This window comes from Rhodoferax sp. EU05-FHT12H12 (assembly GCF_058791215.1).
This window is the reverse complement of the sequence record NZ_JBYTDI010000007.1, coordinates 38,633-60,123: the sequence shown is the minus strand read 5'-3', so window position 1 is coordinate 60,123 and position 21,491 is coordinate 38,633. Positions and strand designations below refer to the sequence as shown.

At 62.5% G+C, this 21,491-nt stretch carries 20 protein-coding genes; 10 read left to right on the top strand and 10 right to left on the bottom strand.

The genetic code is table 11. The annotated features are described in order from the left end of the window. Positions 1-47: 47 nt before the first annotated feature. The 3 genes from AC3WS7_RS17185 to AC3WS7_RS17175 all read left to right on the top strand — a co-directional run bounded on the left by AC3WS7_RS17185 (position 48) and on the right by AC3WS7_RS17175 (position 5,199). Complete coding sequence (locus tag AC3WS7_RS17185; RefSeq protein ID WP_492657202.1) at positions 48-2,612, top strand: EAL domain-containing protein; 2,565 nt, start codon at positions 48-50, stop codon at positions 2,610-2,612. Positions 2,613-2,746: 134 nt separating this feature from the next. Further along, on the top strand, positions 2,747-4,714 hold the full coding sequence (locus tag AC3WS7_RS17180; RefSeq protein WP_492657201.1) for a methyl-accepting chemotaxis protein: 1,968 nt from the start codon (positions 2,747-2,749) through the stop codon (positions 4,712-4,714). Between the two features lie 11 nt (positions 4,715-4,725). Then, on the top strand, positions 4,726-5,199 hold the full coding sequence (locus AC3WS7_RS17175; protein ID WP_296468232.1) for an Lrp/AsnC ligand binding domain-containing protein: 474 nt from the start codon (positions 4,726-4,728) through the stop codon (positions 5,197-5,199). Between the two features lie 60 nt (positions 5,200-5,259). Here AC3WS7_RS17175 and AC3WS7_RS17170 read toward each other — a convergent pair whose 3' ends face one another. Continuing rightward, on the bottom strand, positions 5,260-5,958 hold the full coding sequence (locus AC3WS7_RS17170; RefSeq protein WP_492657200.1) for a YggS family pyridoxal phosphate-dependent enzyme: 699 nt from the start codon (positions 5,956-5,958) through the stop codon (positions 5,260-5,262). A 54-nt stretch (positions 5,959-6,012) separates the two neighbouring features. Here AC3WS7_RS17170 and AC3WS7_RS17165 point away from each other — a divergent pair, with 54 nt between their 5' ends. The 3 genes from AC3WS7_RS17165 (at position 6,013) to AC3WS7_RS17155 (ending at position 9,390) form a co-directional block, all read left to right on the top strand. Continuing rightward, positions 6,013-7,056 carry a type IV pilus twitching motility protein PilT gene (locus AC3WS7_RS17165; RefSeq protein WP_296468228.1) on the top strand — a complete coding sequence of 348 codons (1,044 nt, stop codon included), beginning with the start codon at positions 6,013-6,015 and terminating at the stop codon, positions 7,054-7,056. Positions 7,057-7,211: 155 nt separating this feature from the next. Next, positions 7,212-8,348, top strand: coding sequence for a PilT/PilU family type 4a pilus ATPase (locus AC3WS7_RS17160; RefSeq protein ID WP_296468227.1), 1,137 nt, complete (start codon positions 7,212-7,214; stop codon positions 8,346-8,348). 115 nt (positions 8,349-8,463) lie between these two features. Beyond that, on the top strand, positions 8,464-9,390 hold the full coding sequence (locus tag AC3WS7_RS17155) for an NAD(P)-dependent oxidoreductase (protein WP_296468225.1): 927 nt from the start codon (positions 8,464-8,466) through the stop codon (positions 9,388-9,390). Positions 9,391-9,441: 51 nt separating this feature from the next. On the opposite strand, the gene AC3WS7_RS17150 is transcribed toward AC3WS7_RS17155, so the two are convergent. Genes AC3WS7_RS17150 through AC3WS7_RS17140 form a run of 3 tightly spaced genes read right to left on the bottom strand, consistent with a single transcriptional unit; the run spans position 9,442 to position 11,123 of the window. Next, on the bottom strand, positions 9,442-10,080 hold the full coding sequence (locus AC3WS7_RS17150; protein ID WP_492657199.1) for a BON domain-containing protein: 639 nt from the start codon (positions 10,078-10,080) through the stop codon (positions 9,442-9,444). Continuing rightward, complete coding sequence (locus tag AC3WS7_RS17145) at positions 10,077-10,676, bottom strand: phosphoheptose isomerase (protein WP_322580323.1); 600 nt, start codon at positions 10,674-10,676, stop codon at positions 10,077-10,079. Before AC3WS7_RS17145 ends, AC3WS7_RS17150 begins: the two co-directional genes overlap by 4 nt. A gap of 57 nt (positions 10,677-10,733) precedes the next feature. Further along, complete coding sequence (locus AC3WS7_RS17140) at positions 10,734-11,123, bottom strand: YraN family protein (protein ID WP_492657198.1); 390 nt, start codon at positions 11,121-11,123, stop codon at positions 10,734-10,736. A 2-nt stretch (positions 11,124-11,125) separates the two neighbouring features. On the opposite strand from AC3WS7_RS17140, the gene rsmI reads away from it, so the two are divergent. Continuing rightward, complete coding sequence (rsmI, locus tag AC3WS7_RS17135) at positions 11,126-12,037, top strand: 16S rRNA (cytidine(1402)-2'-O)-methyltransferase (protein ID WP_492657197.1); 912 nt, start codon at positions 11,126-11,128, stop codon at positions 12,035-12,037. Between the two features lie 11 nt (positions 12,038-12,048). Here the strand turns inward: rsmI and AC3WS7_RS17130 are convergent, their stop codons facing one another. Both AC3WS7_RS17130 and AC3WS7_RS17125 read right to left on the bottom strand, forming a co-directional pair. Next, complete coding sequence (locus AC3WS7_RS17130) at positions 12,049-12,681, bottom strand: 2-dehydro-3-deoxy-6-phosphogalactonate aldolase (protein WP_492657196.1); 633 nt, start codon at positions 12,679-12,681, stop codon at positions 12,049-12,051. Then, on the bottom strand, positions 12,678-13,619 hold the full coding sequence (locus AC3WS7_RS17125; protein ID WP_296468212.1) for a 2-dehydro-3-deoxygalactonokinase: 942 nt from the start codon (positions 13,617-13,619) through the stop codon (positions 12,678-12,680). Before AC3WS7_RS17125 ends, AC3WS7_RS17130 begins: the two co-directional genes overlap by 4 nt. 74 nt (positions 13,620-13,693) lie before the next feature. Between AC3WS7_RS17125 and AC3WS7_RS17120 the strand changes: the two genes are divergently transcribed. The 3 genes from AC3WS7_RS17120 to AC3WS7_RS17110 all read left to right on the top strand — a co-directional run bounded on the left by AC3WS7_RS17120 (position 13,694) and on the right by AC3WS7_RS17110 (position 16,157). Continuing rightward, entirely contained in the window at positions 13,694-14,428 is a 735-nt protein-coding gene (locus AC3WS7_RS17120) for a FadR/GntR family transcriptional regulator (protein WP_296468211.1), read from the top strand. A 71-nt stretch (positions 14,429-14,499) separates the two neighbouring features. Next, complete coding sequence (locus AC3WS7_RS17115) at positions 14,500-15,279, top strand: SDR family NAD(P)-dependent oxidoreductase (RefSeq protein ID WP_296468210.1); 780 nt, start codon at positions 14,500-14,502, stop codon at positions 15,277-15,279. A gap of 2 nt (positions 15,280-15,281) precedes the next feature. Then, complete coding sequence (locus tag AC3WS7_RS17110; protein WP_492657195.1) at positions 15,282-16,157, top strand: SMP-30/gluconolactonase/LRE family protein; 876 nt, start codon at positions 15,282-15,284, stop codon at positions 16,155-16,157. Positions 16,158-16,163: 6 nt separating this feature from the next. Here AC3WS7_RS17110 and AC3WS7_RS17105 read toward each other — a convergent pair whose 3' ends face one another. Genes AC3WS7_RS17105 through AC3WS7_RS17090 form a run of 4 tightly spaced genes read right to left on the bottom strand, consistent with a single transcriptional unit; the run spans position 16,164 to position 21,431 of the window. Next, positions 16,164-17,516, bottom strand: coding sequence for an MATE family efflux transporter (locus AC3WS7_RS17105; protein ID WP_296468208.1), 1,353 nt, complete (start codon positions 17,514-17,516; stop codon positions 16,164-16,166). A 60-nt stretch (positions 17,517-17,576) separates the two neighbouring features. Beyond that, positions 17,577-19,229, bottom strand: a complete 1,653-nt coding sequence (locus AC3WS7_RS17100) for an alpha-glucosidase (RefSeq protein ID WP_492657194.1) — start codon at positions 19,227-19,229, stop codon at positions 17,577-17,579. A 28-nt stretch (positions 19,230-19,257) separates the two neighbouring features. Further along, positions 19,258-20,430 carry a carbohydrate ABC transporter permease gene (locus AC3WS7_RS17095; RefSeq protein ID WP_296468205.1) on the bottom strand — a complete coding sequence of 391 codons (1,173 nt, stop codon included), beginning with the start codon at positions 20,428-20,430 and terminating at the stop codon, positions 19,258-19,260. Continuing rightward, complete coding sequence (locus AC3WS7_RS17090) at positions 20,427-21,431, bottom strand: carbohydrate ABC transporter permease (RefSeq protein ID WP_492657193.1); 1,005 nt, start codon at positions 21,429-21,431, stop codon at positions 20,427-20,429. The genes AC3WS7_RS17095 and AC3WS7_RS17090 overlap by 4 nt, the downstream gene beginning before the upstream one ends. Positions 21,432-21,491 lie beyond the last annotated feature (60 nt).

Below are 21,491 nucleotides of genomic sequence, written 5' to 3'. Positions count from 1 at the left end.
AGTTTGCGCCAAGAATGCACCGCAGAATGCGCTACAGGAGTTCGTGCATGCCCCAAACCCGTTTGTCAACTGTGGGAAGGCGCCCTTGGGTGCTGGTACTGGCCCTGCTGGCCGTCCTGCAGGGCCTGGCCGGCGCCGCCCGAGCCGACCACCCGCGCGAGGTGCGCATGGGGGTCTACCAAAACGAGCCCAAGATCTTCCTGAACGGGCAGCAGCAGCCCTCTGGCATTTTTGGCGAGTTGGCGCTGCAGATCGCCCGGCACCACAACTGGACCCTGGTGCCCGTGCCCTGCGAGTGGAAAGCCTGCCTGGAGGGCCTGCAGAACGGCAGCATCGACCTGATGCCGGACGTGGCCTTCACGCCCGAGCGGGCTGCGCTGTTTGACTTCCACACCACCCCGGCGCTGTTGAGCTGGTCGCAGATCTACGCCCGTCCGGAGGTGCCGATCCGCTCGGCCCTGGACCTCAAGGACCGGCGCGTTGCGGTACTGCAGGGTTCGGTGCAGCAGGAGTACCTGCGCAACCTGATGGCGGGTTTTGGGGTGCACGCCGAGCTGGTGCCGGTCGAAACCCTGGAGGAGGCGTTTCAACTGGCGGCCCGCGGCGGGGCGGATGCCGCCGTTGCCAACCGCTTCTATGGCGACTTGCAGGCGCCGCGCTTCAAGATGCAATCCACGCCCGTGCTGTTCCAACCCTCGCAGCTGTTTTTTGCCACCGGCAAAAACAAGAACCCAGACCTGCTTACCGCTGTCGAGACGGAGCTGCGGGCATGGCAGGCCGAGCCCACTTCGCACTACTTTGAGGTACTCAAGCGCTGGATGGAAACGCCGCCCCCAGCGCGGGTGCCCACCGTGGTGTGGTGGGCGCTGGGCGGCTTGGGCGGAGTCTTGGCACTGGCGGTGGGCGCCTGGGGCTTGTTGCGGCGCGAGGTGGCCGACAAAACCCGCAGCCTGCGCGCCAGCGAGGACCGGCTCAACACCATTCTGGACAGCGTGGATGCATTCATCTACATCAAAGACACCGAGCTGCGCTACCAGTATGCCAACCGCAAGGTGTGCGAGCTGTTTGGCGCCCGCCCCGACGAGGTGGTGGGGCAAACCGACGACCACTACTTCGATGCCCCCACGGCGGCCAAGCTGCGGATCAACGACCTGCGGGTGGTGCAACACGGGGAGCGTGTGGAAGAGATGGAGACCAACCGCCGACAGGACGGGCACAAAGAGCACACCTACCTGTCCATCAAGCTCCCCCTGCACCGACCCGACGGCTCCATCTACGCGCTGTGCGGCATTTCTACCGACATTTCCAAACAAAAGCAGGCCGAGCACGCCATCCACCAACTCGCGTTCTACGACCCGCTGACCCACCTGCCCAACCGGCGCCTGCTGATGGAACGCCTGCAGCAGGCCCTCGCCGTCCAGCAACGCAGCCACACATGTAGCGCCCTGCTGTTCATTGATGTGGACAACTTCAAAGACCTCAACGACACCCTGGGCCACAGCATCGGGGATTTGCTGCTGTGCGAAATTGCGTCCCGCTTGTCGGCTTGCACCCGGGCCCAGGACACGCTGGCACGTCAAGGCGGCGACGAGTTTGTGGCCATGGTGCAAGACCTGGGCCAATCGATAAGCGAGGCCGTGCTGCACGCCCAGCACCTGGCTGAAAAAATTCTGCACCGGCTGAGTGAACCCTACTTGCTGGACGGCCACTACTACCAAACCTCGGTCAGCATTGGCGTGACCATGTTTGGCGGCCCCGACTCCGACCAGGAGGAACTGCTCAAGCAAGCCGATCTGGCCATGTACCAGGCCAAAGCCGATGGGCGCAATATGGTGCGCTTTTTCAACCCCCAAATGCAGGCGCAGGTCAGCGCCCGCACCGCCCTGGAGACGGACCTGCACCGCGCCCTGGAGGCCCGGCAGTTCTTGCTGTACTACCAGCCCCAGGTGGACACACAGGGGCAAGTGGTGGGCGTGGAGGCTTTGGTGCGCTGGCAGCACCCGGTGCGCGGCCTGGTGTCCCCGGCGGAATTTATCCCGGTGGCCGAAAGCTCCGGGCTGATTCTTCCCCTGGGCGAGTGGATACTGGAAACCGCCTGCAGGCAACTGGTGCAATGGGCCGCGCAAGCGCACACCGCGGCACTGTCGATTGCTGTCAACCTCAGCGCACGCCAGTTTCGCCAGGCAGACTTTGTGGACCAGGTCCGGTCCGTTCTGCAAGCCACCGGCGCCAATCCGCAACGCCTGGAGTTGGAGTTGACCGAAAGCCAGCTGATTGACGACTTGGGCGGGGTGATCCAAAAAATGGATGCACTCAAGGCATTGGGCGTGCGCATCTCGCTGGACGACTTTGGCACAGGCTATTCCTCGCTCAACGTGCTCAAGCGCCTGCCACTGGACCAGCTCAAGATCGACCAGTCGTTTGTGCACGACCTGCTGCTGGACCACTCCAGCGCCAGCATCGTGCGTGCCATCGTCACGCTGGGCGATAGCCTGCACCTGCAGGTGATCGCCGAGGGCGTGGAAACCACGGAACAGCGCGACGCCCTGGTGGCCTTGGGCTGCACCCACTTTCAGGGCTACCTCTTTGGCAGACCAACACCCACACCATGACACGACACAGCGCGACTGGCCCGCAGTGGCGACAAGGCCAAGGCCCCGATTTGCGGACGACCCGGCGTGTCGTTGACACACGCCCCCCATCCGACCATGATGGACTAAATTAGATTTATTTACTAAGGAACGACATGAGCAACGTGATCGCCGGCGATGCCGGATTTGGGTCTTTTTTCCGGTATCACGGTTGGCTGTCGCCGGGAGTCCGCCTGTTTCGACGGCTGAACTTCCCTGCCAAGGCGGGCTGGATTGCGGTGATGTTTCTGATACCGCTGACCATCATGCTGGGGGACCTGTGGAAAGCCAGCAACGACCAGGTGGAGTTCGCCCGCTCGGAATTGCTGGGTGTGGCCTATGTCCAACCCTTGCATGACCTGATCCAGGTCGCGCAGGGACGGCGTCTAGCGGCCATGGATGGGGCCTCAGACCTCGACACCTGGAAGACCAAGGTAAGCGATGCTTTTGCCAAACTGGCAGAACAAAACAAGGCCAACGGCCAAACACTGGGAACGGGTCGCGCGTACGCTGCCGTCGAGACAGCCCATCAGGCCCTGCTGAACGCGCCTGTTGGCGCTGACCCCACGGCAACCTTCAATGCCCATAGCGCCTACATCGCGCTCTTGCTGGAACTGGGGCGAGAGGTGGCAGATACCTCACAACTGGCGCTGGATCCGGAGCTGGACACTTTTCATTTGATGAACTACGCCGTGCTGTTTGGCCCGCAACAAACAGACAATGTGTCCAAACTTACCGCCTTGGGCAAACTGGTGCTGAAAACCGGAAGCAAAACAGCCGACCAAAACGAAGACCTGGTCATGTTTGCAGGTGTTTTGGCCTTTGTCGACGGGATTGTTGAAAACAGTTATCTCAAGGCGGTGGCAGCAGAGGGCCTCAAAGACCCGGATGCCAAATACGGCATGGCCCAGAACGACCAGCTGTATGACGACTTCGGCAAGGCCCTGAAAACCATGGTGCTTGGCGAAAAGGTAGAAGGTAACCCGAACCAACTGGAGCAGATGGGCACGGCCTCCGCGCGCGCAGAGCACGCCCTGAACACCAAACTGATGGAGCGTCTGCGGTCCCGCCTGGAAGAACGCGTGGGGCAGATGCAAGCCCAGTTCCTGCAGCAACTGGGGATTGCGGTGTTGTTTGTGGCCTTGGCGTTTTACATGCTGCTGGCGTTTTACAAAGTGATGATGGGGGGCCTGCGCGAGGTAACCGGGCACCTGGAGCAAATCAGCCAGGGCAACCTGATTACGGCCCCCACCCCGTGGGGCAAGGACGAGGCGGCCCACCTGATGATTACCCTGCGGGACATGGAGGCCAGCTTGCGCGTGATCGTGCGTGACACCTTGGACGGTGCGGCCAATGTCAATACGGCCAGCGAAGAGATTGCCTCCGCGTCACAAGACCTGTCGCGCCGCACCGAGGCCAGCGCGGCCGCTCTGGAGGAAACCGCGGCCACCATGACGCAGATTGCAGAAACCGTGCAGCGCACCTCCGACACGGTATCGGGTGCCGCCGACATTGTTCGCGCCAACGCCCGTTCGGCCCAACACGGCGGGGAGGTGATCTCACAGGTCGAGCAGACCATGCAAGGCATCAATGCCTCGTCCAGCAAGATTTCCGAAATCATCAGCGTCATCGACGGCATCGCCTTCCAAACCAACATCCTGGCCCTGAATGCGGCGGTAGAAGCAGCGCGTGCCGGTGAGCAGGGTCGCGGTTTTGCGGTCGTGGCCAGCGAGGTGCGCTCACTCGCCGGGCGCAGTGCCGAGGCAGCCAAGGAAATCAAGACCCTCATCAACGCCAGCATTGAGCAAGTTGAAAAAGGCACCCAGGTGGTGGGCGAGGCGGGCACCGCCATTGCGGACATTGTGGGGAACGCCGGGCGCATTGACAGCTTGATGACCGAAATCGCCAACGCCACCAAGGAGCAATCGGCAGGTGTCGGTCAGGTGGGCGCCGCGGTGCACGACCTGGACCAAAACACCCAACAAAATGCCGCCTTGGTGGAAGAAACCGCCGCTGCGGCCACCGCGCTGTCGGACCAGGCCGAGCGCCTGGCGCAGGTGGTGTCATTTTTCAAACTCAAATAAGAAGGCCCCGCGTGAGCGACTTGGCTGAACTGGACCGGATTGACCTGCGCATCCTGACCTGCCTGCAAGAGGATGGACGACTGTCCAATCTGAAACTGGCCGAGACCGTGGGGCTATCCCCCACGGCGGTACTGGCCCGCGTACAGCGGCTCACCAAAGACGCGTACATCCTGGGCTATGAAGCCCGTTTGAACCCGCTCAAGTTGGGCGCGGGCATGATGGTCTTTATTGAGGTACTGCTGGACAAGACCACGCCCAATGTGTTTGACGCCTTCAAGGCTGCGGTGCAGGTGCGCCCCGAAATCATGGAGTGCCACATGGTGGCCGGCGGCTTTGACTACCTGCTCAAAACCCGCATGGCGGACATGGTGGCCTACCGGCAGTTTGCAGGAACCGTGCTGTGGCAGCTGCCCGGCGTACGCGAGACGCGCACCTATGCGGTGATGGAAGAAATCAAGAACACCACCCATCTGAAGCTGCAATAACAAGCTGGCGCCCAAGCTTGTGGAGTGACCCATGCCCACCGCCGACGGGCGCGGGCACACTCAAGTCGCGGCAGGGTAGCTGCGGGCGCCAAAGATCGCACTGCCCACCCGCACCTGGGTGCTACCGCTGGCCACGGCAGCATCCAGGTCAGCACTCATGCCCATGGAGAGGGTGTCCAGCCCCAGCCCCTCTGCATTTAATGCATCAAATACGCCTCTAGCCCGCTTGAATACTGCGCAAGCAGCTACAAAATCAGTAGCAGGCTCGGGAATACACATCAGACCTCGCAACTGCAGGCGCGGCAACTGCGCTACGGCGCGAGCCAGCGCCAGCGCCTCGTCGGGCAACACGCCCGACTTGGTGGGACCGCCATCCACATTCACCTGCACACACACCTGCAAGGGCGGCAAATGCGCCGGACGCTGCTCGCTCAGGCGCTGGGCGATCTTCAACCGGTCCACCGTGTGTGCCCATTGGAAGTGCTCCGCCACCAGCCGCGTCTTGTTGCTCTGGATCGGGCCGATGCAGTGCCATTCAATCGGCAGCGCGGTCAGTGCGGCGATTTTTTCCACCGCTTCCTGGATGTAGTTTTCGCCAAACGCACGCTGGCCCGCGTCAAAGGCCTGCTGCACCGCATCGGGGCCAAAAGTCTTGGAAACTGCCAGCAGTTGCACCGCGTCCACCGGCCGTCCGGCCTGTGTGCACGCCTGGGTGATGCGGGCGCGTACCGCGTGGAGATTGTCTGCAATCATCGTCATAATCTGCCAAGCGTACCAAACCCTTCCCAGCCCATCTCAGCGAAAGAGGATTCCGTGGACATTACCCAGCTGTTGGCGTTCAGCGTCAAAAACAAGGCTTCCGACTTGCACCTCTCTGCCGGTCTCCCTCCCATGATCCGGGTGCATGGCGATGTGCGACGCATCAACGTGGAGCCGCTGGACCACAAGCAGGTGCACGCCATGGTGTACGACATCATGAACGACACGCAGCGCAAGATGTACGAGGAGTTCCTGGAAATCGACTTCTCTTTCGAGATTGACGGCCTGGCGCGCTTCCGGGTCAACGCCTTCAACCACAACCGCGGCGCGGGTGCGGTGTTCCGGACGATTCCGAGCAAAATCCTCTCGCTGGAGCAGCTCAACGCACCCAAGATTTTTGCCGACCTGGCCTTGAAGCCACGCGGCCTGGTACTGGTCACCGGCCCCACGGGATCGGGCAAGTCCACTACGCTGGCGGCCATGGTCAACTTCTTGAACGAAACCGAGTTCGGCCACATCCTGACGGTGGAAGACCCGATCGAGTTTGTGCATGAGTCCAAGAAATGTCTGGTCAACCAGCGTGAAGTGGGGCCGCACACGCTGAGTTTTGCCGCCGCGCTGAAGTCCGCGCTGCGCGAAGATCCGGACGCGATTCTGGTGGGCGAAATGCGCGACCTGGAAACCATCCGCCTGGCCATGACGGCCGCAGAAACAGGCCACTTGGTGTTTGGTACCCTGCACACATCGAGTGCGGCCAAGACCATCGACCGGATCATTGACGTGTTCCCGTCCGAAGAAAAGGAAATGGTGCGGGCCATGTTGTCCGAGTCGCTGCAGGCCGTGATCTCGCAAACCCTGTGCAAAACCAAAGACGGCCAGGGCCGTGTGGCAGCGCACGAAATCATGTTGGGCACCAGCGCCATCCGCAACCTGATCCGCGAGGCCAAGGTGGCACAGATGTACTCCTCCATCCAGACCGGCAACAGCGTGGGCATGCAGACGCTGGACCAGAACCTGACCGACCTGGTGAAGCGCAACATCATCAGCCCCTCAGAAGCCCGTGGCAAAGCCAAAATCCCTGAGAACTTCCCGGGGTAGCTGTGGAACACCCCCCGGCTTGCCCACTGCGTGTGGCCGCTTCCCCCCTTGCAGGGGGCAACACCAGCGGTCCGGCAAAGCCGGTCCCGCGGTGTTCCTGGGTTTTGGGGGCACTTCGCTCCACCGTGTCGATTTAGCGAAAAGGAGGTGTTCTTATGGAACGCGATCAGGCAACCAAATTTATCAACGACCTGCTCAAGCTGATGGTCAGCCGCAATGGCAGCGACTTGTTCATCACCGCCGAGTTTCCGCCCGCCATCAAGGTGGACGGCAAGATCACCAAGGTCTCGCCCCAGCCGCTCAACGCGGCGCACACCATGGCACTGGCGCGTTCCATCATGAACGACAAGCAGGTGGCGGAGTTCGAGCGCACCAAGGAGAGCAACTTCGCCATCGCGCCGGCCGGCATAGGCCGCTTCCGCGCCAACGCTTTCATCCAGCAGGGCAAGGTCGGCCTGGTATTGCGGGTGATTCCGCAGGTGCTGCCCACCATCGACGGGCTGGGCGTGCCCCAGGTGCTCAAGGAGGTGGTGATGGCCAAGCGCGGCCTGTGCATCATGGTGGGCGCCACGGGTTCAGGCAAATCCACCACGCTGGCGGCCATGGTGGATTGGCGCAATGACAAGTCCTTTGGCCACATCATCACCATCGAAGACCCGGTGGAGTTTGTGCATGCGCACAAGAACTGTGTGGTCACGCAGCGCGAAGTGGGCCTGGACACCGACAGCTGGGAAGCGGCGCTGAAGAACACGCTGCGCCAGGCGCCAGATGTGATTCTGATGGGCGAGATCCGTGACCGCGAAACCATGGAACACGCGGTGGCCTTTGCCGAAACCGGCCACCTGTGCCTGGCCACCCTGCACGCCAACAGCGCCAACCAGGCGCTGGACCGCATCATCAACTTCTTCCCCGAAGAGCGCCGCAGCCAGCTGCTGATGGACCTGTCACTGAACCTGAAAGCCCTGGTCTCGCAGCGCCTGATCCCCAAGCAGGATGGCAAGGGCCGTGTCGCTGCGGTAGAGATCATGATCAACTCGCCGCTGATTTCCGACCTGATCTTCAAGGGCGAAGTGTCCGAGGTGAAGGAAATCATGAAGAAGAGCCGCCAGGCCGGCATGCAAACCTTCGACCAAGCGCTGTTCGACCTCTACGAAGGCAATGCGATCACCTACGAAGACGCGCTGCGCAACGCCGATTCGCTCAACGACCTGCGCCTGCAGATCAAACTCAACAGCCAGCGCGGCAAGTCCAACGACCTGTCCGCCGGTACCGAAAATTTCGCAATTATGTAAAACGTGGCCCCCACGCTCCGCCGCTGCGCGGGTCGCTGCCCCCCAAGGGGGCTAATTTTCCTTGGGGCGGCCCGGCGGAAAATTGCCTTTCCACCCGATTGAATCCTTTATTGTCATGCCCAACATCAACGACAAAACCTACGAACCCTCCCCCGCTTACTCCGTCGCCTTTCTGGGCCTGGGCGTCATGGGCTACCCCATGGCCGGGCACCTGGCCCGCGCTGGCCACCAGGTCACGGTGTACAACCGGACCGCTACAAAATCGATAGCTTGGTGCGCAGAATTCGCGGGGGCTAGCAGCCAATTGGGCGCCCACTCCCACGCCCCCACACCGCGCCAGGCGGTACAGCAGGCGGACATCGTGTTTTGCTGCGTGGGCAATGACGACGACCTGCGCAGCGTGACCCTGGGGGCCGATGGTGCCTTTGCGGGCATGAAGCCCGGCGCCATTTTTGTGGACCACACCACCGCGTCTGCCGATATCGCACGCGAGCTCAGTGTCGCAGCACACGCCCGGAGCCTGCAGTTCATCGATGCCCCCGTGTCCGGCGGCCAAGCCGGTGCGCAAAACGGTCTGCTGACCGTGATGTGTGGGGGTGATGCGAACGCGTTTGAAACGGTCAAACCCGTCGCCATGGCCTTCTCCCGTGCCTTCACGCTGCTCGGTGAGAGCGGTGCCGGTCAACTCGCCAAGATGGTGAACCAGATTTGTATTGCCGGGCTGGTGCAGGGCCTCTCGGAGGCGATTGCTTTTGGCCAGAAAGCCGGGCTGGACATGAACCAGGTGCTGGACGTGATCGGCAAGGGCGCAGCCCAAAGCTGGCAGCTGGACAACCGTGGCAAGACCATGGTGGCCGACAAGTTTGATTTCGGGTTTGCGGTGGACTGGATGCGCAAGGACCTGGGTCTGGTGCTGGATGAAGCCAAACGCAACGGTGCACGCCTGCCAGTGACCGCCTTGGTAGACCAGTTCTACGCCGATGTGCAGCAGATGGGCGGCAAGCGCTGGGACACCAGCAGCCTGATCAAGCGGTTGAAGTGAATGTAGTCCCCGTGCCCCACCATGAAAAACGGCCCTGACGGGCCGTTTTTTTTATTGCTTGGGGGTTTCTGCGGGAGGGGGCGCTGGCTGCAGGCGGGCCAACTCGTCTTCCGAAATGACTTCCAAAATACGCACCACGCGCTGCACCCCAGAGGTGCTGCTGATCACTTCCGTGGCGCGTTTGGCTTCCCGCTCGGTCACACGGCCCATCACATAGGTGGTGCCCCGTTCCGTCACGATTTTGAAGGCATTGGCAAACAGGTCTTTGGCGTCCACCAGCGCCGCCTTGACGCGACCAGTCACCAGGGAGTCGGACGAGCGCTGGGTCAGGCTGGCATTGCCCATGACGCCCAACTCGTTGACGATGTTGCGCACGTTGTCCACCCGCGACACGATCTGCTCCACCAACTGCTTGTCTTGGGCCGTGGGCACCTCGCCTGTCAACAACACCTGGCGGTTGTAGCTGGTGACGTTGACATGCACACGGTCACCCAGGTTTTCACGGATGCGGCTGGCGGAGCGCTGCTCGATGCCTTCATCCTCCACCACCGAACCGGAGGTGCGACGGTCGGTAGCAACCAACATACCTCCCACGGCACCGCCGACAAGCAATGGGAAACACGCGCTAAGACTTACCAGAGATCCGGCCAGAGCCGCAACCAGGGTTAAACGTTTCAATCGGGAGTTCATGGGTTGGTTTCCTGTTCGCCCAGCAGTTGGGCATCGACGGCATCACAAATGCAATGCAGCGCCAAAATATGGACCTCTTGAATGCGGGCCGTACGTTCGTGTGGCACACAGATATGCACATCGGTGTCGCGCAAGACCTGCGCCATTTTGCCGCCGCCGCGCCCTGTTAATCCCACCACCACCATTTCGCGGGCATGGGCCGCCTCGATGGCAGCCAGCACATTGGCGGAGTTGCCGCTGGTGGAAATTGCCAACAGCACGTCCCCTGGCGCACCGAGGGCGCGCACCTGGCGCGAGAAGATCACGTTGTAGTCGTAATCGTTGGCAATGGCGGTGATGATGGAGGTATCGGTGGTCAGCGCAATGGCGCCCAGTTCGGGGCGTTCACGCTCAAAGCGTCCCACAAACTCGGCGGCGAAATGTTGTGCGTCGGCGGCGGAGCCACCGTTGCCACAGGCCAGCACTTTGCCACCACTGGTGACACAGGCCAACATGGCTTGCACCGCGTCTGCAATCGGCTTGCTCAAGCCTTGTGCGGACTGGTACTTCAGGTCTGCACTGTCAATAAAGTGTTGTTGAATACGTTGCTCAAGCATGGGCCGGATGATACCGCGGCACCCAAATCCCCAAGGGATCAGGCGTCTTGAGATGTATCAGGATGCATCAAATGCGGCCTGCAGCCATTCGATCTGGTCGCCGTCCAGGACCACCACATCGAAACGGCAGGGAGGCAAGCGCGACAGGCGCAGCAGGTAATGCTGTGCAGCAAACACAATGCGGCGCTGTTTGACCGCCCCCACACTGGCGGCACCCCCGCCGTGGCTGTTGGAGGCCCGTTTGCGCACCTCCACAAACACCAGGGTGCCATCGGGCGAGCGCATGATCAGATCGATTTCTCCGCCGCCCCGTCCGGGGGTTCGATAATTGCGGGTGACCAGCATCAGCCCCTGCCCTTGCAAATAGCGCAGAGCGGCGTCTTCTCCCGCGTCCCCCAGCTGTTTGGTGGTTGCGCTTCGTGCAGGTCGTTTCGGAAAGAATTCCATCTATGAGTGCGTCGTTTATCTCTGCCCTGTCCGCTGCCAAAGAGGCTGCCGGTGCGCAGCATTATCCGCAGGGCGCGCTGTACCTGATAGCCACCCCGATTGGCAACCTCGCCGACATCAGCTTGCGCGCACTGCACGTGCTGGCGCTGGCCGACACGATTGCCTGCGAGGACACCCGCCATACCCAGCAATTGCTGCGCGCCTACGGCATCGACAAATCGTCCGCACAGCTGCTGGCAGTGCACCAGCACAATGAGACCCAGGCGGCGGAAGGTGTTGTAAACCGCCTGCGCCAGGACCAGCGTGTGGCCTATGTGAGCGATGCGGGGACACCCGGCATCAGTGACCCTGGTGCGCGGCTGGTGACCCAGGTACGGGCTGCGGGCCTGCGCAGCATCCCCCTGCCCGGGGCCAGCAGCGTGACCACGGCCCTGTGTGCGGCCGGCTTGGCAGAAGGTGGTGATGGCCACAGTGGTTTTGTGTTCCGGGGATTTTTACCCTCCAAGGCGACCGAACGCGGCCATGAGGTGCAGCTGCTGGCCGAAGAACGCCGCGCCGTGGTGCTGCTGGAAGCCCCCCACCGCATTGAAGCGCTGGCGCTGGCGCTGGCACCGCTGGGCGAACGCCTGGTCACCGTGGGACGTGAACTGACCAAGCAGTTTGAAGAGATAGCCACCGTGGCAGCGGCGGAGTTGGCGGCCTGGCTGGCCGCCGATGCAAACCGCTTGCGCGGCGAGTTTGCGTTGGTGATTCACCCCGCCGCAGGCAACGCCACGCAAGCGCCGGACGACCGGGTGCTCAAGCTGTTGCTGGCAGAGCTACCACTTAAAACCGCGGTGAAGCTGGCGGCCGACATCACCGGTGAGGCCCGCAACGCGCTGTACGACCGCGCCCTGGCCCTGAAGCAGGGCTAAGGGCCAAGGCGTCAGGCCTGTTGCCAGGCCTGCACGTAAGCGCGCCCGCGCTGCAACACATCGGCCGCAGAAGTACCCGGCGCAAACAGCTGGCTGCCAATGCCGAAACCGGTCGCGCCAGCCTTCTTCCAGGGGCCCATGCTCTCAGGGGTGATGCCCCCCACAGGCCACAGGTCGGTCCCGGCGGGCAGCACTGACTTCAGCGCCTTGATACCACCATGGCCCACCATCTCTGCGGGGAACAGCTTGAGCGCGTGGGCACCCGCCTGCAAAGCGGCAAAGGCTTCGGTGGGCGTAGCCACACCAGGCGCGCACAGCATGCCCAGTTCCACCGCACGGCGGATCACCGCCACATCGCAATTGGGCGAGACCATGAGGCGGCCGCCGGCAGCGTGTACAGCCTCCACATCGGCCACGGTCAGCATGGTGCCGCCGCCCACAATGGCGTCAGCAGGCAGGGTGCGCGCCAGCGTGGCAATACATTCCAGCGCACCTGGGCGGTTCAGTGGCACTTCCAGCGTGCGAAAGCCGCTCTCGACCAGTGCCTCCCCCACAGCTTGCGCCTCGGCAGGCAGCAGCCCGCGCAAGATGGCCACCAAGGGGGTGCGGCGCGCACGCGCCAACAGTTCCAGGGAATCGCTCATAGGGGTTTCCAGTTCAGGTGAATGTGGTGGACGGCCGCCACAAAGGCAGCCTTGGCGTCGAGGATGTCGAACGACAGGCCCAGGTGCTGGGCCGCAGTCTGGTAGTGGGCCGCCAGTTGCGGCGAGCCCAGCAGTTTGAACGTGCCCTGCGGGCCTGTGCCTGCGCTGCCCTGCAACACGTCTTTGAGTTCGGTGCCAATCAACAAACCGCTCAAATAGGCGGTAGTGCTGGAGGCCGCCATGTCTTTGCAGACCACGCGCGCCCGGACACTGAAAATCTGGTGACTCAGCGCATGGTGGCCTGCGGCCTTCACGCCTTCTGCAAAGGCCGTCTCGTCCCACACCGGAGCCACACCACCGGCTGCCGCGGCCACCGTGCCATGTTTGCTGAGCAGGTCGAACAATTCACCGGTCATGTAGGTGCGTAGCTGGACTACGCGGCCTTCGTGCAACTCCACCCACTTGCTGTGCGTGCCGGGCAGCACAAACCAGCCACTGCGGTGGCCCAGAGCCCAGGCGCCCAACAGCTGGGTTTCTTCGCCGCGCATCACATCGGGCACCCCCTGCGCATTGCGTACGCGGTAGCCCGGAATAATGATGGCCGACACGCCCGGCGCCGCATCGGGCACCCGCATGGCATGGGCGGCCAGGTCTTGCACGGGCACGCTGCTATCGACATACGGCACCTCGTGCCAGCCCAGTGCGCTGCCCACCATGCCTGCCAGCACCACGCCCGTGCCGTGCACATCCAACGCTTGCAGCGCGACGTCCAGGGCGGCGGGAAAGCGGCCTTTGCAGGCCAGCGCGCCGTCCGAATCAGAGATTTCACGTGCACACGCGCCGTCGCCCGTGATCGCATACGCCCGACGGTGGGTGGTACCCCAGTCCACACCGACAATCGAAACAAGAGGGTTGGCAGCCATATTTTGGGAGTTCACAGTGGATGTTCAGGCGAATTTAAACATATGATGATTAGACCCGATTTTTCCGCAAAACACCCCCGCCTTGCCCCATGAAGTCTTCCGTACCCCCTCCCCACGCCACCTATGCCGGGCGCAACCTGCATGGCCAGGTGGTGAACGAGTTGGGCCGCCGGGTGGTTGGCGGCGTCTATGCCGCGGGGGCCTTGCTGCCCAATGAAGACCAGCTCTGCGCCGAGCTGGCAGTCAGCCGCACCGCGCTGCGTGAAGCCATCAAGGTGCTGGCGGCCAAAGGCCTGCTGGAGCCGCGGCCGCGCATCGGCACACGCGTGCGCCCCACCGAACAGTGGAACCTGCTGGACCCCGACATCCTGGCTTGGCGCTGCGCCACGGGCGCCGATGCCGAGTTTTTGCAGCACCTGACCGAGTTGCGCGAAATCATCGAACCCTCCGCCGCTGCGCTGGCCGCTACCAGCCACAAACCCGAGCAACTGGCCGATATTGCCCGCGCGCTGGATGCCATGCAAAAGGCCAGCCATATCAGTGAATGGGTGCAAGCCGACCTGGCCTTCCATACCGCCGTGCTCAAAGCCACCAACAACCCGCTGCTGATGCCGTTAGCCGCCATCATTGGCAGTGCGCTGGAGTCTCTCTTGGCGGTAAGCGCACGCACGTCCGAAAACTTCAAGCAAGCCCTGCCCGACCACCAGAAGGTGTTTGAAGCCATTGAGGCACGCGATGCCCAGAGTGCCTTGCATCGCATGGCGGGCCTGCTGTCAGACACCCGCTCACTGATGAAGCGGGCGGTCATTCCCCCCGTGTTGTGAATGCCCATTTATTTGTATGATGATTTAGACACTTTCGCTACAATTCCCGCATCCTTTTTTGAGTCCTTTCCATGTCCTCCCCCTCTCTTTCTGAATTTGCCAGGTACCCCAGCCTGGCTGGGCGCACGGTTTTTGTGACCGGTGGCAGCTCCGGCATTGGTGCCGACATCGTGATCGCCTATGCGCGCCAGGGCGCCAAAGTGGGCTTTACCGGCCGCAATGCCGAAGCGGCCGCCAAGGTGGTTGAAGCGGCCTCGGCTTTGGGCCCCACCCCCCTGTTTTTGCAGAGTGACGCCGCCGATGTGAACGCCTTGCGTGAAGCCATTGCGACCACAGCCCAGCGCTTTGGTGACATCAGCGTCCTGGTCAACAACGTGGCCAACGACCAGCGCCACAACCTGGCCGATGTGACCCCGGACGACTTTGACTGGCGTGTGGCCATCAACCTGCGTCCGGCCTTCTTTGCGGCGCAGGCCGTGGTGGACGGCATGACACGGCTGGGCGGCGGTGCCATCGTCAACCTGGGCTCCATCAGCTGGATGATCAAAGGCGCGGGCTACCCGGTGTATGCCACCTGCAAATCGGCCACCGTGGGTCTGTCGCGCAGCCTGGCGCGTGACTTGGGCAAACTCAATATCCGCGTGAACACCCTGTCACCCGGCTGGATCATGACCGAGAAACAACTCACCATGTGGGTGGATGAAGCCGGTGAAAAAGCCATGGACGAAAACCAGTGCCTCCCCGGTCGCATTGTGGGCAGCGACGTGGCCAATATGGCCCTGTTCCTCTCCGCTGACGACAGCCGCATGGTGACGGCACAAGACTTTGTGGTGGACGCAGGATGGACCTGAACATGCCCCCCACTCGTACCGTCTGGCCCGCCGACCTGCAACTGGGTGAAGGCCCGCTGTGGCACGCTGCCAGCGAACGCTTCTTCTTTGTAGACATTCATGGCCGTGCCTTGCATGCCTGGGCCCCCGCGACGGACGCGCGGCAAACCTGGGCCATGCCTGAGCGCATAGGCTGGTTGATTCCCCGCACCGACGGGGATGGCTTCATCGCCGGCCTGCAATCGGGCTTTGTGCGCCTGTGGCTGGAGCCCGTCCTGCGCATTGAGCCCATCGGCACGCCGCACCCCGGTGAACCGCTGGTACGCCTGAACGATGCCAAGGCGGATTGCCATGGCCGCATCTGGGCAGGATCCATGCGCAACGACGAACCTGGTTTGCGCCAGGGCCGCCTGGCCCAGCTTGCGCCCTCGGGTGAGATCAGTGTGGTCGAAAGTGGCATCTACATCGCCAACGGCCCTGCCATCGCACACGACGGCAGCTGGATGTTGCACACCGATTCGTTTCTGGACACGGTCTACCGCTACAACCTCTCGCCCCAAGGCGTGCTCTCGGGCAAGACGGAGTGGAACAAGTTTGGTGGTGATGACGGCACGCCGGACGGCATGACGCTGGACCGCGATGGCAACGTATGGGTGGCGTTTTGGGGTGGCAGTTGCATTCGGCAGTTCACCCCCCAAGGTGCCTTGCTACGCACCATCGCCCTGCCCGCACCGCAGATCACCAGCATGGCCTTTGGTGGCGCCAACTTGGATCTGCTGCTGGTGACAAGCGCCCGTGCAGGGCTGGACGAGGCCACGCTGGAACGTTACCCGCTGGCCGGCAGCATTTTTGTCGTGGAGCCAGGCGTACAGGGCGTCTTGCCCTGCACTTTTGGCTAGAGACGGCTACTCGCCGGCACGCAGGCGCCTGCGGCTGTCGCGCGCGTTGGGCAACCAACCGCGCCACAACCAGCGGGCCAGGAGCAACAGGCCACGGATCCATTCGTCAATGGCGTAAGCCATCCAGATGCCGGGCAGACCGAACAAGCGCCCCAGCCAGAACGACCCCACGCCCAGCACCAACACCAGCGAAGCCACGCTGGAAGCCGCGGGGTAAATCGCGTCGCCGGTTGCCCGCAAGGCTCCGTTCAGGATCAGGTTGAACACGCGCCCGGTTTCCAGAACCAGCGAAATCCACAACAGCGTCTGGGCGGCCTGAATCACTGCCGGGTCTTTGGTGAACATGCGCATCAGCCAAGGCGCGCCCAGCGCAGCCAGCAGTGCCAGCGACCCCGAGGCCAGCAGCCCATTGCGCACCGCCTTGCGCACCAGGCCATTGGCCACGCGCAAATCCCCGGCACCGACCAGACGCCCCACCATGATTTCGCAGGCCCACCCAATGGCCATGCTGGTCAGCAGCACGTACTTGAGCAACTGCAGGGTGTAAGAGTGAGTGGCCAGTGCCGTCACGCCCAGCCGGGCCGTGGCCGCCACCGACACCATGAAGGCGCCACGGTACGCCACCTCGACCCCAGCGCCGGGCAAGCCCACGCGCAGCACCGGCCCCAGATCTTTCCAGCTCGCAGCCCACCAGTCGCGCGCTTGCGGCACCAGATGCATGCGGATGCGCCAGAACCACAGGTGCATCACCAACCCCAGCGCGCGGCTGACCAGCATGGCAATCGCGTAGCCCTCCAGCCCCATGCCGTCCCACTCGCCCCAGCCGCGCATCAACACGGCGGCCAACAGCAAGTGGCTGCTGTGCATGACGATCATGACCTTGAGGGAGTCGCGTGAGAACAGATGGGCACGCAGCACAGAAGCCATGCTGAGGTTGTACGCCTCCAGCATCAAGGCAGGCGCGAACCACTGCAAAAACGGTGCGGCCAGTGCCACGATCGCGTCGGGCGCATTGAGCCAGTCCAGTACCAGATCGTTACCGGCCACCACCGTACAGACCACCAGAACACCCGCCCAGGTGCTGGCCCCCAGGGCCAGCAAGGCAGCACGTCGCGAGGCGGCATGCTGCCCGCCGCCCAGGTACTGGGTCACCACCACGCCCAGGCCAATCGCCAGCACACGGAACACCACAAACAGGGTTTCCAGAATCTGGTTCACCAGTCCGAACGCACCGGCGGCCGCATCCGAAGTATGTGAAGCCAGCCACAGACCGCCCATGGCCACACTCATGCCCAGCAAAAACTCACCCAGCAAGGGGCCAGCAATGGTATTGAGACGCGGGCGGGAGATGGGTGGCATCAAACAACTCTCTGACCTGGCAACACCACCGCGGCGCTGCCAAACCCTGAAGCGTACAAGCTAAACCAGCCGGAGATACGCGCCCCCCCACGCAGGCATCTGCAATACATGGCTGGCGCGTGGCACCTCGGCCAAGCCACTGCCCGGCAGGACCATGGCTGCGGCGTAGGCAGCGGGAATCTCCCAAGCGGCAACGGCATCACTGAAATTGAACACACACAGAATCTGTACACCGTCCAGAGCCCGGACAAAGGCCAGCACCTGCGGATGCGCCGGCAGCACGTGCAGCGTGCCGCTCACCAACGCTGGCTGCGTCTTGCGCCAGCGCAGCAAGCCGCGGTAGAAGTTGAGCAAGGAACCCGCATCTCGCTCCTGCACATCCACCGCCAGTGCACGGTGCGGTTCGATGACCGGCAACCAGGGGGCAACCGGCTGGGCTGCGCTGGAGAAGCCCAGATCGTCCGAGTCTCTGGCCCAAGGGTGGGCGGTACGGCAACCGTCACGGCCCTTGAACTCGGGCCACATGGTGATGCCGTAGGGGTCCTGCAGGTCTTCAAAGGCAATGTCGGCTTCGGGCAGGCCCAGCTCGTCGCCCTGGTAAATGCAAGGCGAGCCGCGCAGGCTCATCTGCAACGCAGCGCCCAGACGCAAGAGGTCGGGGTGGGCGGGCTTGTCAGCGCTGCCCCAGCGGCTGGCGACGCGCACCACGTCGTGGTTGGAGAGAGCCCAGCACGGCCAGCCCCCAGGCGCCACGTCTTCAAAGCGCTGCACAAAGCCGCGGAAGTGGGCGGCACTGTGGGCCGTGCCCAGCAGGTCAAAGCAGTAGGCCATGTGCAGTTTGTCGCCGCCACTGGTGTACTCGGCCACGCGGGCCAAGCCATCGTCGTCACCAATTTCGCCCACCATGGTGGTGTTCGGGTACTGGTCCAGCAACGCGCGCAGGCGGCGCAGAAAAGCCAGGTTCTCGGGTTGGCTCTTGTCGTGCTTGTGCCATTGCCAACCGTAGGGGTTCACGGCGTTCACGGCAGGGTCCTCGCCGTCAGGGCGGCCACGGGGCGGGTTGCTGCGCAACTGCGCATCGTGGAAGTAGAAGTTGGCGGTGTCCAGGCGGTAGCCGTCCACGCCCAGGTCCAGCCAAAACTTCACCGTGTCCAGCAAGGCGTTCTGCACCTCGGCGTTGTGGAAGTTCAGATCGGGCTGGCTGGTCAGGAAGTTGTGCATGTAGTACTGGCAACGGCGGGTGTCCCACTGCCAGGCACTACCACCAAAAATCGACAACCAGTTGTTTGGCGGCGTGCCATCACTCTGGGCGTCCGCCCACACGTACCAGTCGGCCTTGGGGTTCGTGAGGTTGGAGCGGCTCTCGACAAACCAGGGGTGCTGGTCCGAGCTGTGCGACAACACCTGGTCAATCATGACCTTGAGACCCAGCGCATGGGCGCGGTCCACCAGTTTGCGGAAGTCGGCCACGGTGCCGAACATGGGATCTACATCGCAGTAGTCGCTGACGTCGTAGCCGAAGTCTTTCATCGGGCTCTTGAAAAACGGTGAGAGCCAGATGCCATCGGCCCCCAAGGCCGCCACATAGTCCAGTTTGGCGGTGATGCCGTTCAGGTCACCAATGCCGTCACCATTGCTGTCGGCGAAGCTGCGGGGGTAGATTTGGTAGATGACGCCACCGCGCCACCAGTTGTCATTCGATGCTTTGGTCATACAGAAACGAAGGAAAGGGAAGAAAAAGTTACTTGACGGAACCCGACAGCAGGCCGCGCACAAAGAAGCGCTGCAACGAGAAGAACACCGCGACCGGCACCGCGATCGACACAAAGGCGCTGGCGGTCAGGATTTCCCAGCTCTCGCCGCGCGAACCCAGCAAATCATTGAGCTTGATGGTCAGCACGATCTGGTCCGGGGCCTTGCCCAGGAACACCAGCGCGATGAGGAAGTCGTTCCAGACCCAGAGGAACTGGAAGATGGCAAAGCTGGCCAACGCGGGAATCGACAGCGGCAGCACAATGCCCGTGAAAATCTGGAAGTGCGAGGCGCCATCCATGCGCGCACTCTCGATGATGTCGCGCGGCAGCGAAGCGATGTAGTTGCGCAACAGGTAAATGGCCAATGGCAGGCCAAAGGCCGAGTGGGCCAGCCACACCCCCAGGTAAGACTTGGACTCCATGCCCAAGGTCTCGCCCAACTGGTTGTACAGGCGCAGCAACGGAATCAGGGACATCTGCAGCGGCACCACCAACAGGCCGACCACCACCACAAACAACCACTTGCGCCCCGGGAACTCCATCCAGCTGAAGGCATAGGCCGCAAAGGCGGCAATCAGGATGGGGATAAAGGTGGCCGGAATAGTGACCTTGAAGGTGTTGAGAAAGGCCTGGCCGACACCTTCGGAAGCCACCACCTTCTCGTAGTTCTGTGTCAGGAACACGGGCGGCGACTCGGCCACATAAAACACCCGAATGCCGCGGTCCTTGTCGTAAGGTGCATTGAGCTCCAGCCGATAGGCCCCGTCGGCTGCCACTGTCAGGGTGCCATCGGGTTTGCCGTCCTCCTCGTCAAACACCTGGCCATCTGCCACCTCGGCCACGGTGCCTACCGCAAACTCCTTGGGGTTGGCCGACTTGAGCGAAAACTGCTTGATGCGCACGGCCGACTGCTCGCCAAACAGCAAGCCCTTGATGACCGTCTTGTCACCCTCCTGCACCGCACTCTGGCCCCCCCCGGTGCGGCGCATGTCAGCACGCGTTTGGGTCGACAGGGCCGTCCACCAGCCACTGGAGACCAGTTGCTGCTTGTCGCGGAAGCTGGACACAAACAGACCGAAGGTAGGTAGCACCCAAACCAACACAATGGCCAGCAGCAAAGCCTGGGCGGCCAGCGATGGCAGGCTGAAATATTTTTTCATCGTTGCGCCTCCTCGGTGCGGAACCGGCGGATATTGAAGGCCATGACGGGAATCACCGCGAACATGAGCACCATGGCCAGCGTGGAGCTGCGCCCGTAGTCACCGCCACCGCGGAACATCCAGTCATACATCAGGTTGGCCAGCACGCTGGTGTCCCACTGGCCACCGGTCATGGCCATCACGATGTCGAACACCTTGAGCACGGTGATGGTGATGGTGGTCCAGACCACCAGTACCGTGGACATGACCTGCGGCACCATGATCTCGAAAAAGATTTGAAGCTCACTGGCACCATCGATGCGCGCCGCCTCGATGGTTTCGTGCGGCACGCCACGCAGCGCGGCGGACAGGATCACCATGGCAAAACCCGTCTGGATCCAGATCAGGATGGCCATGAGGAAAAAGTTGTTCCAGAACGGCACGGTGACCCAGGCCTGGGGCTCAAACCCCATGCCCATGACGATGGCGTTCAGGATGCCAATTTGCTCGGCATCGGGGCCGCGGAAGTCGTAGACAAACTTCCAGATCACGCTGGCTCCCACAAAGCTGATGGCCATGGGCATGAACACCATGGACTTGGCAAAACCGCCCCACCACACGCGATCGGCCAGCACGGCCACCACCAGCCCCAGGGCCGTCGCGGCTGCCGGCACCACCAGCAACCATATGAAGTTGTTGCGGATGGTGATCAGAAAGTTCTGGTCGACCAACACCCACTGGTAATTGGCAAGCCCGACAAATTGCTCGCCCGTCGCGTCAAAAAAACTGAGGCGGAAGGTTTCGAACAGGGGATACAGCAAATAGGTGCCCAGCAACAGGAGGGCGGGCGCCAGGAACAACCAGGGCCGCACGCTCGCGCGCAACACCTCTCGACCACTCTTGCTGCCCAGGGGCAGGTGAACAATCTTGTCGAGCAGGAAATTGGAGCCGGCAAAGTACAGCAGGCAAAACGCAATGCTGACCACCACCGCAGTCAGGGTCTGGAGGATTTGATCGGTCATGGGACCCACTCTGGTACGTTGCGTGAGGAAGAGTTCGACAGGGATTCAAAAAGGCCGGCA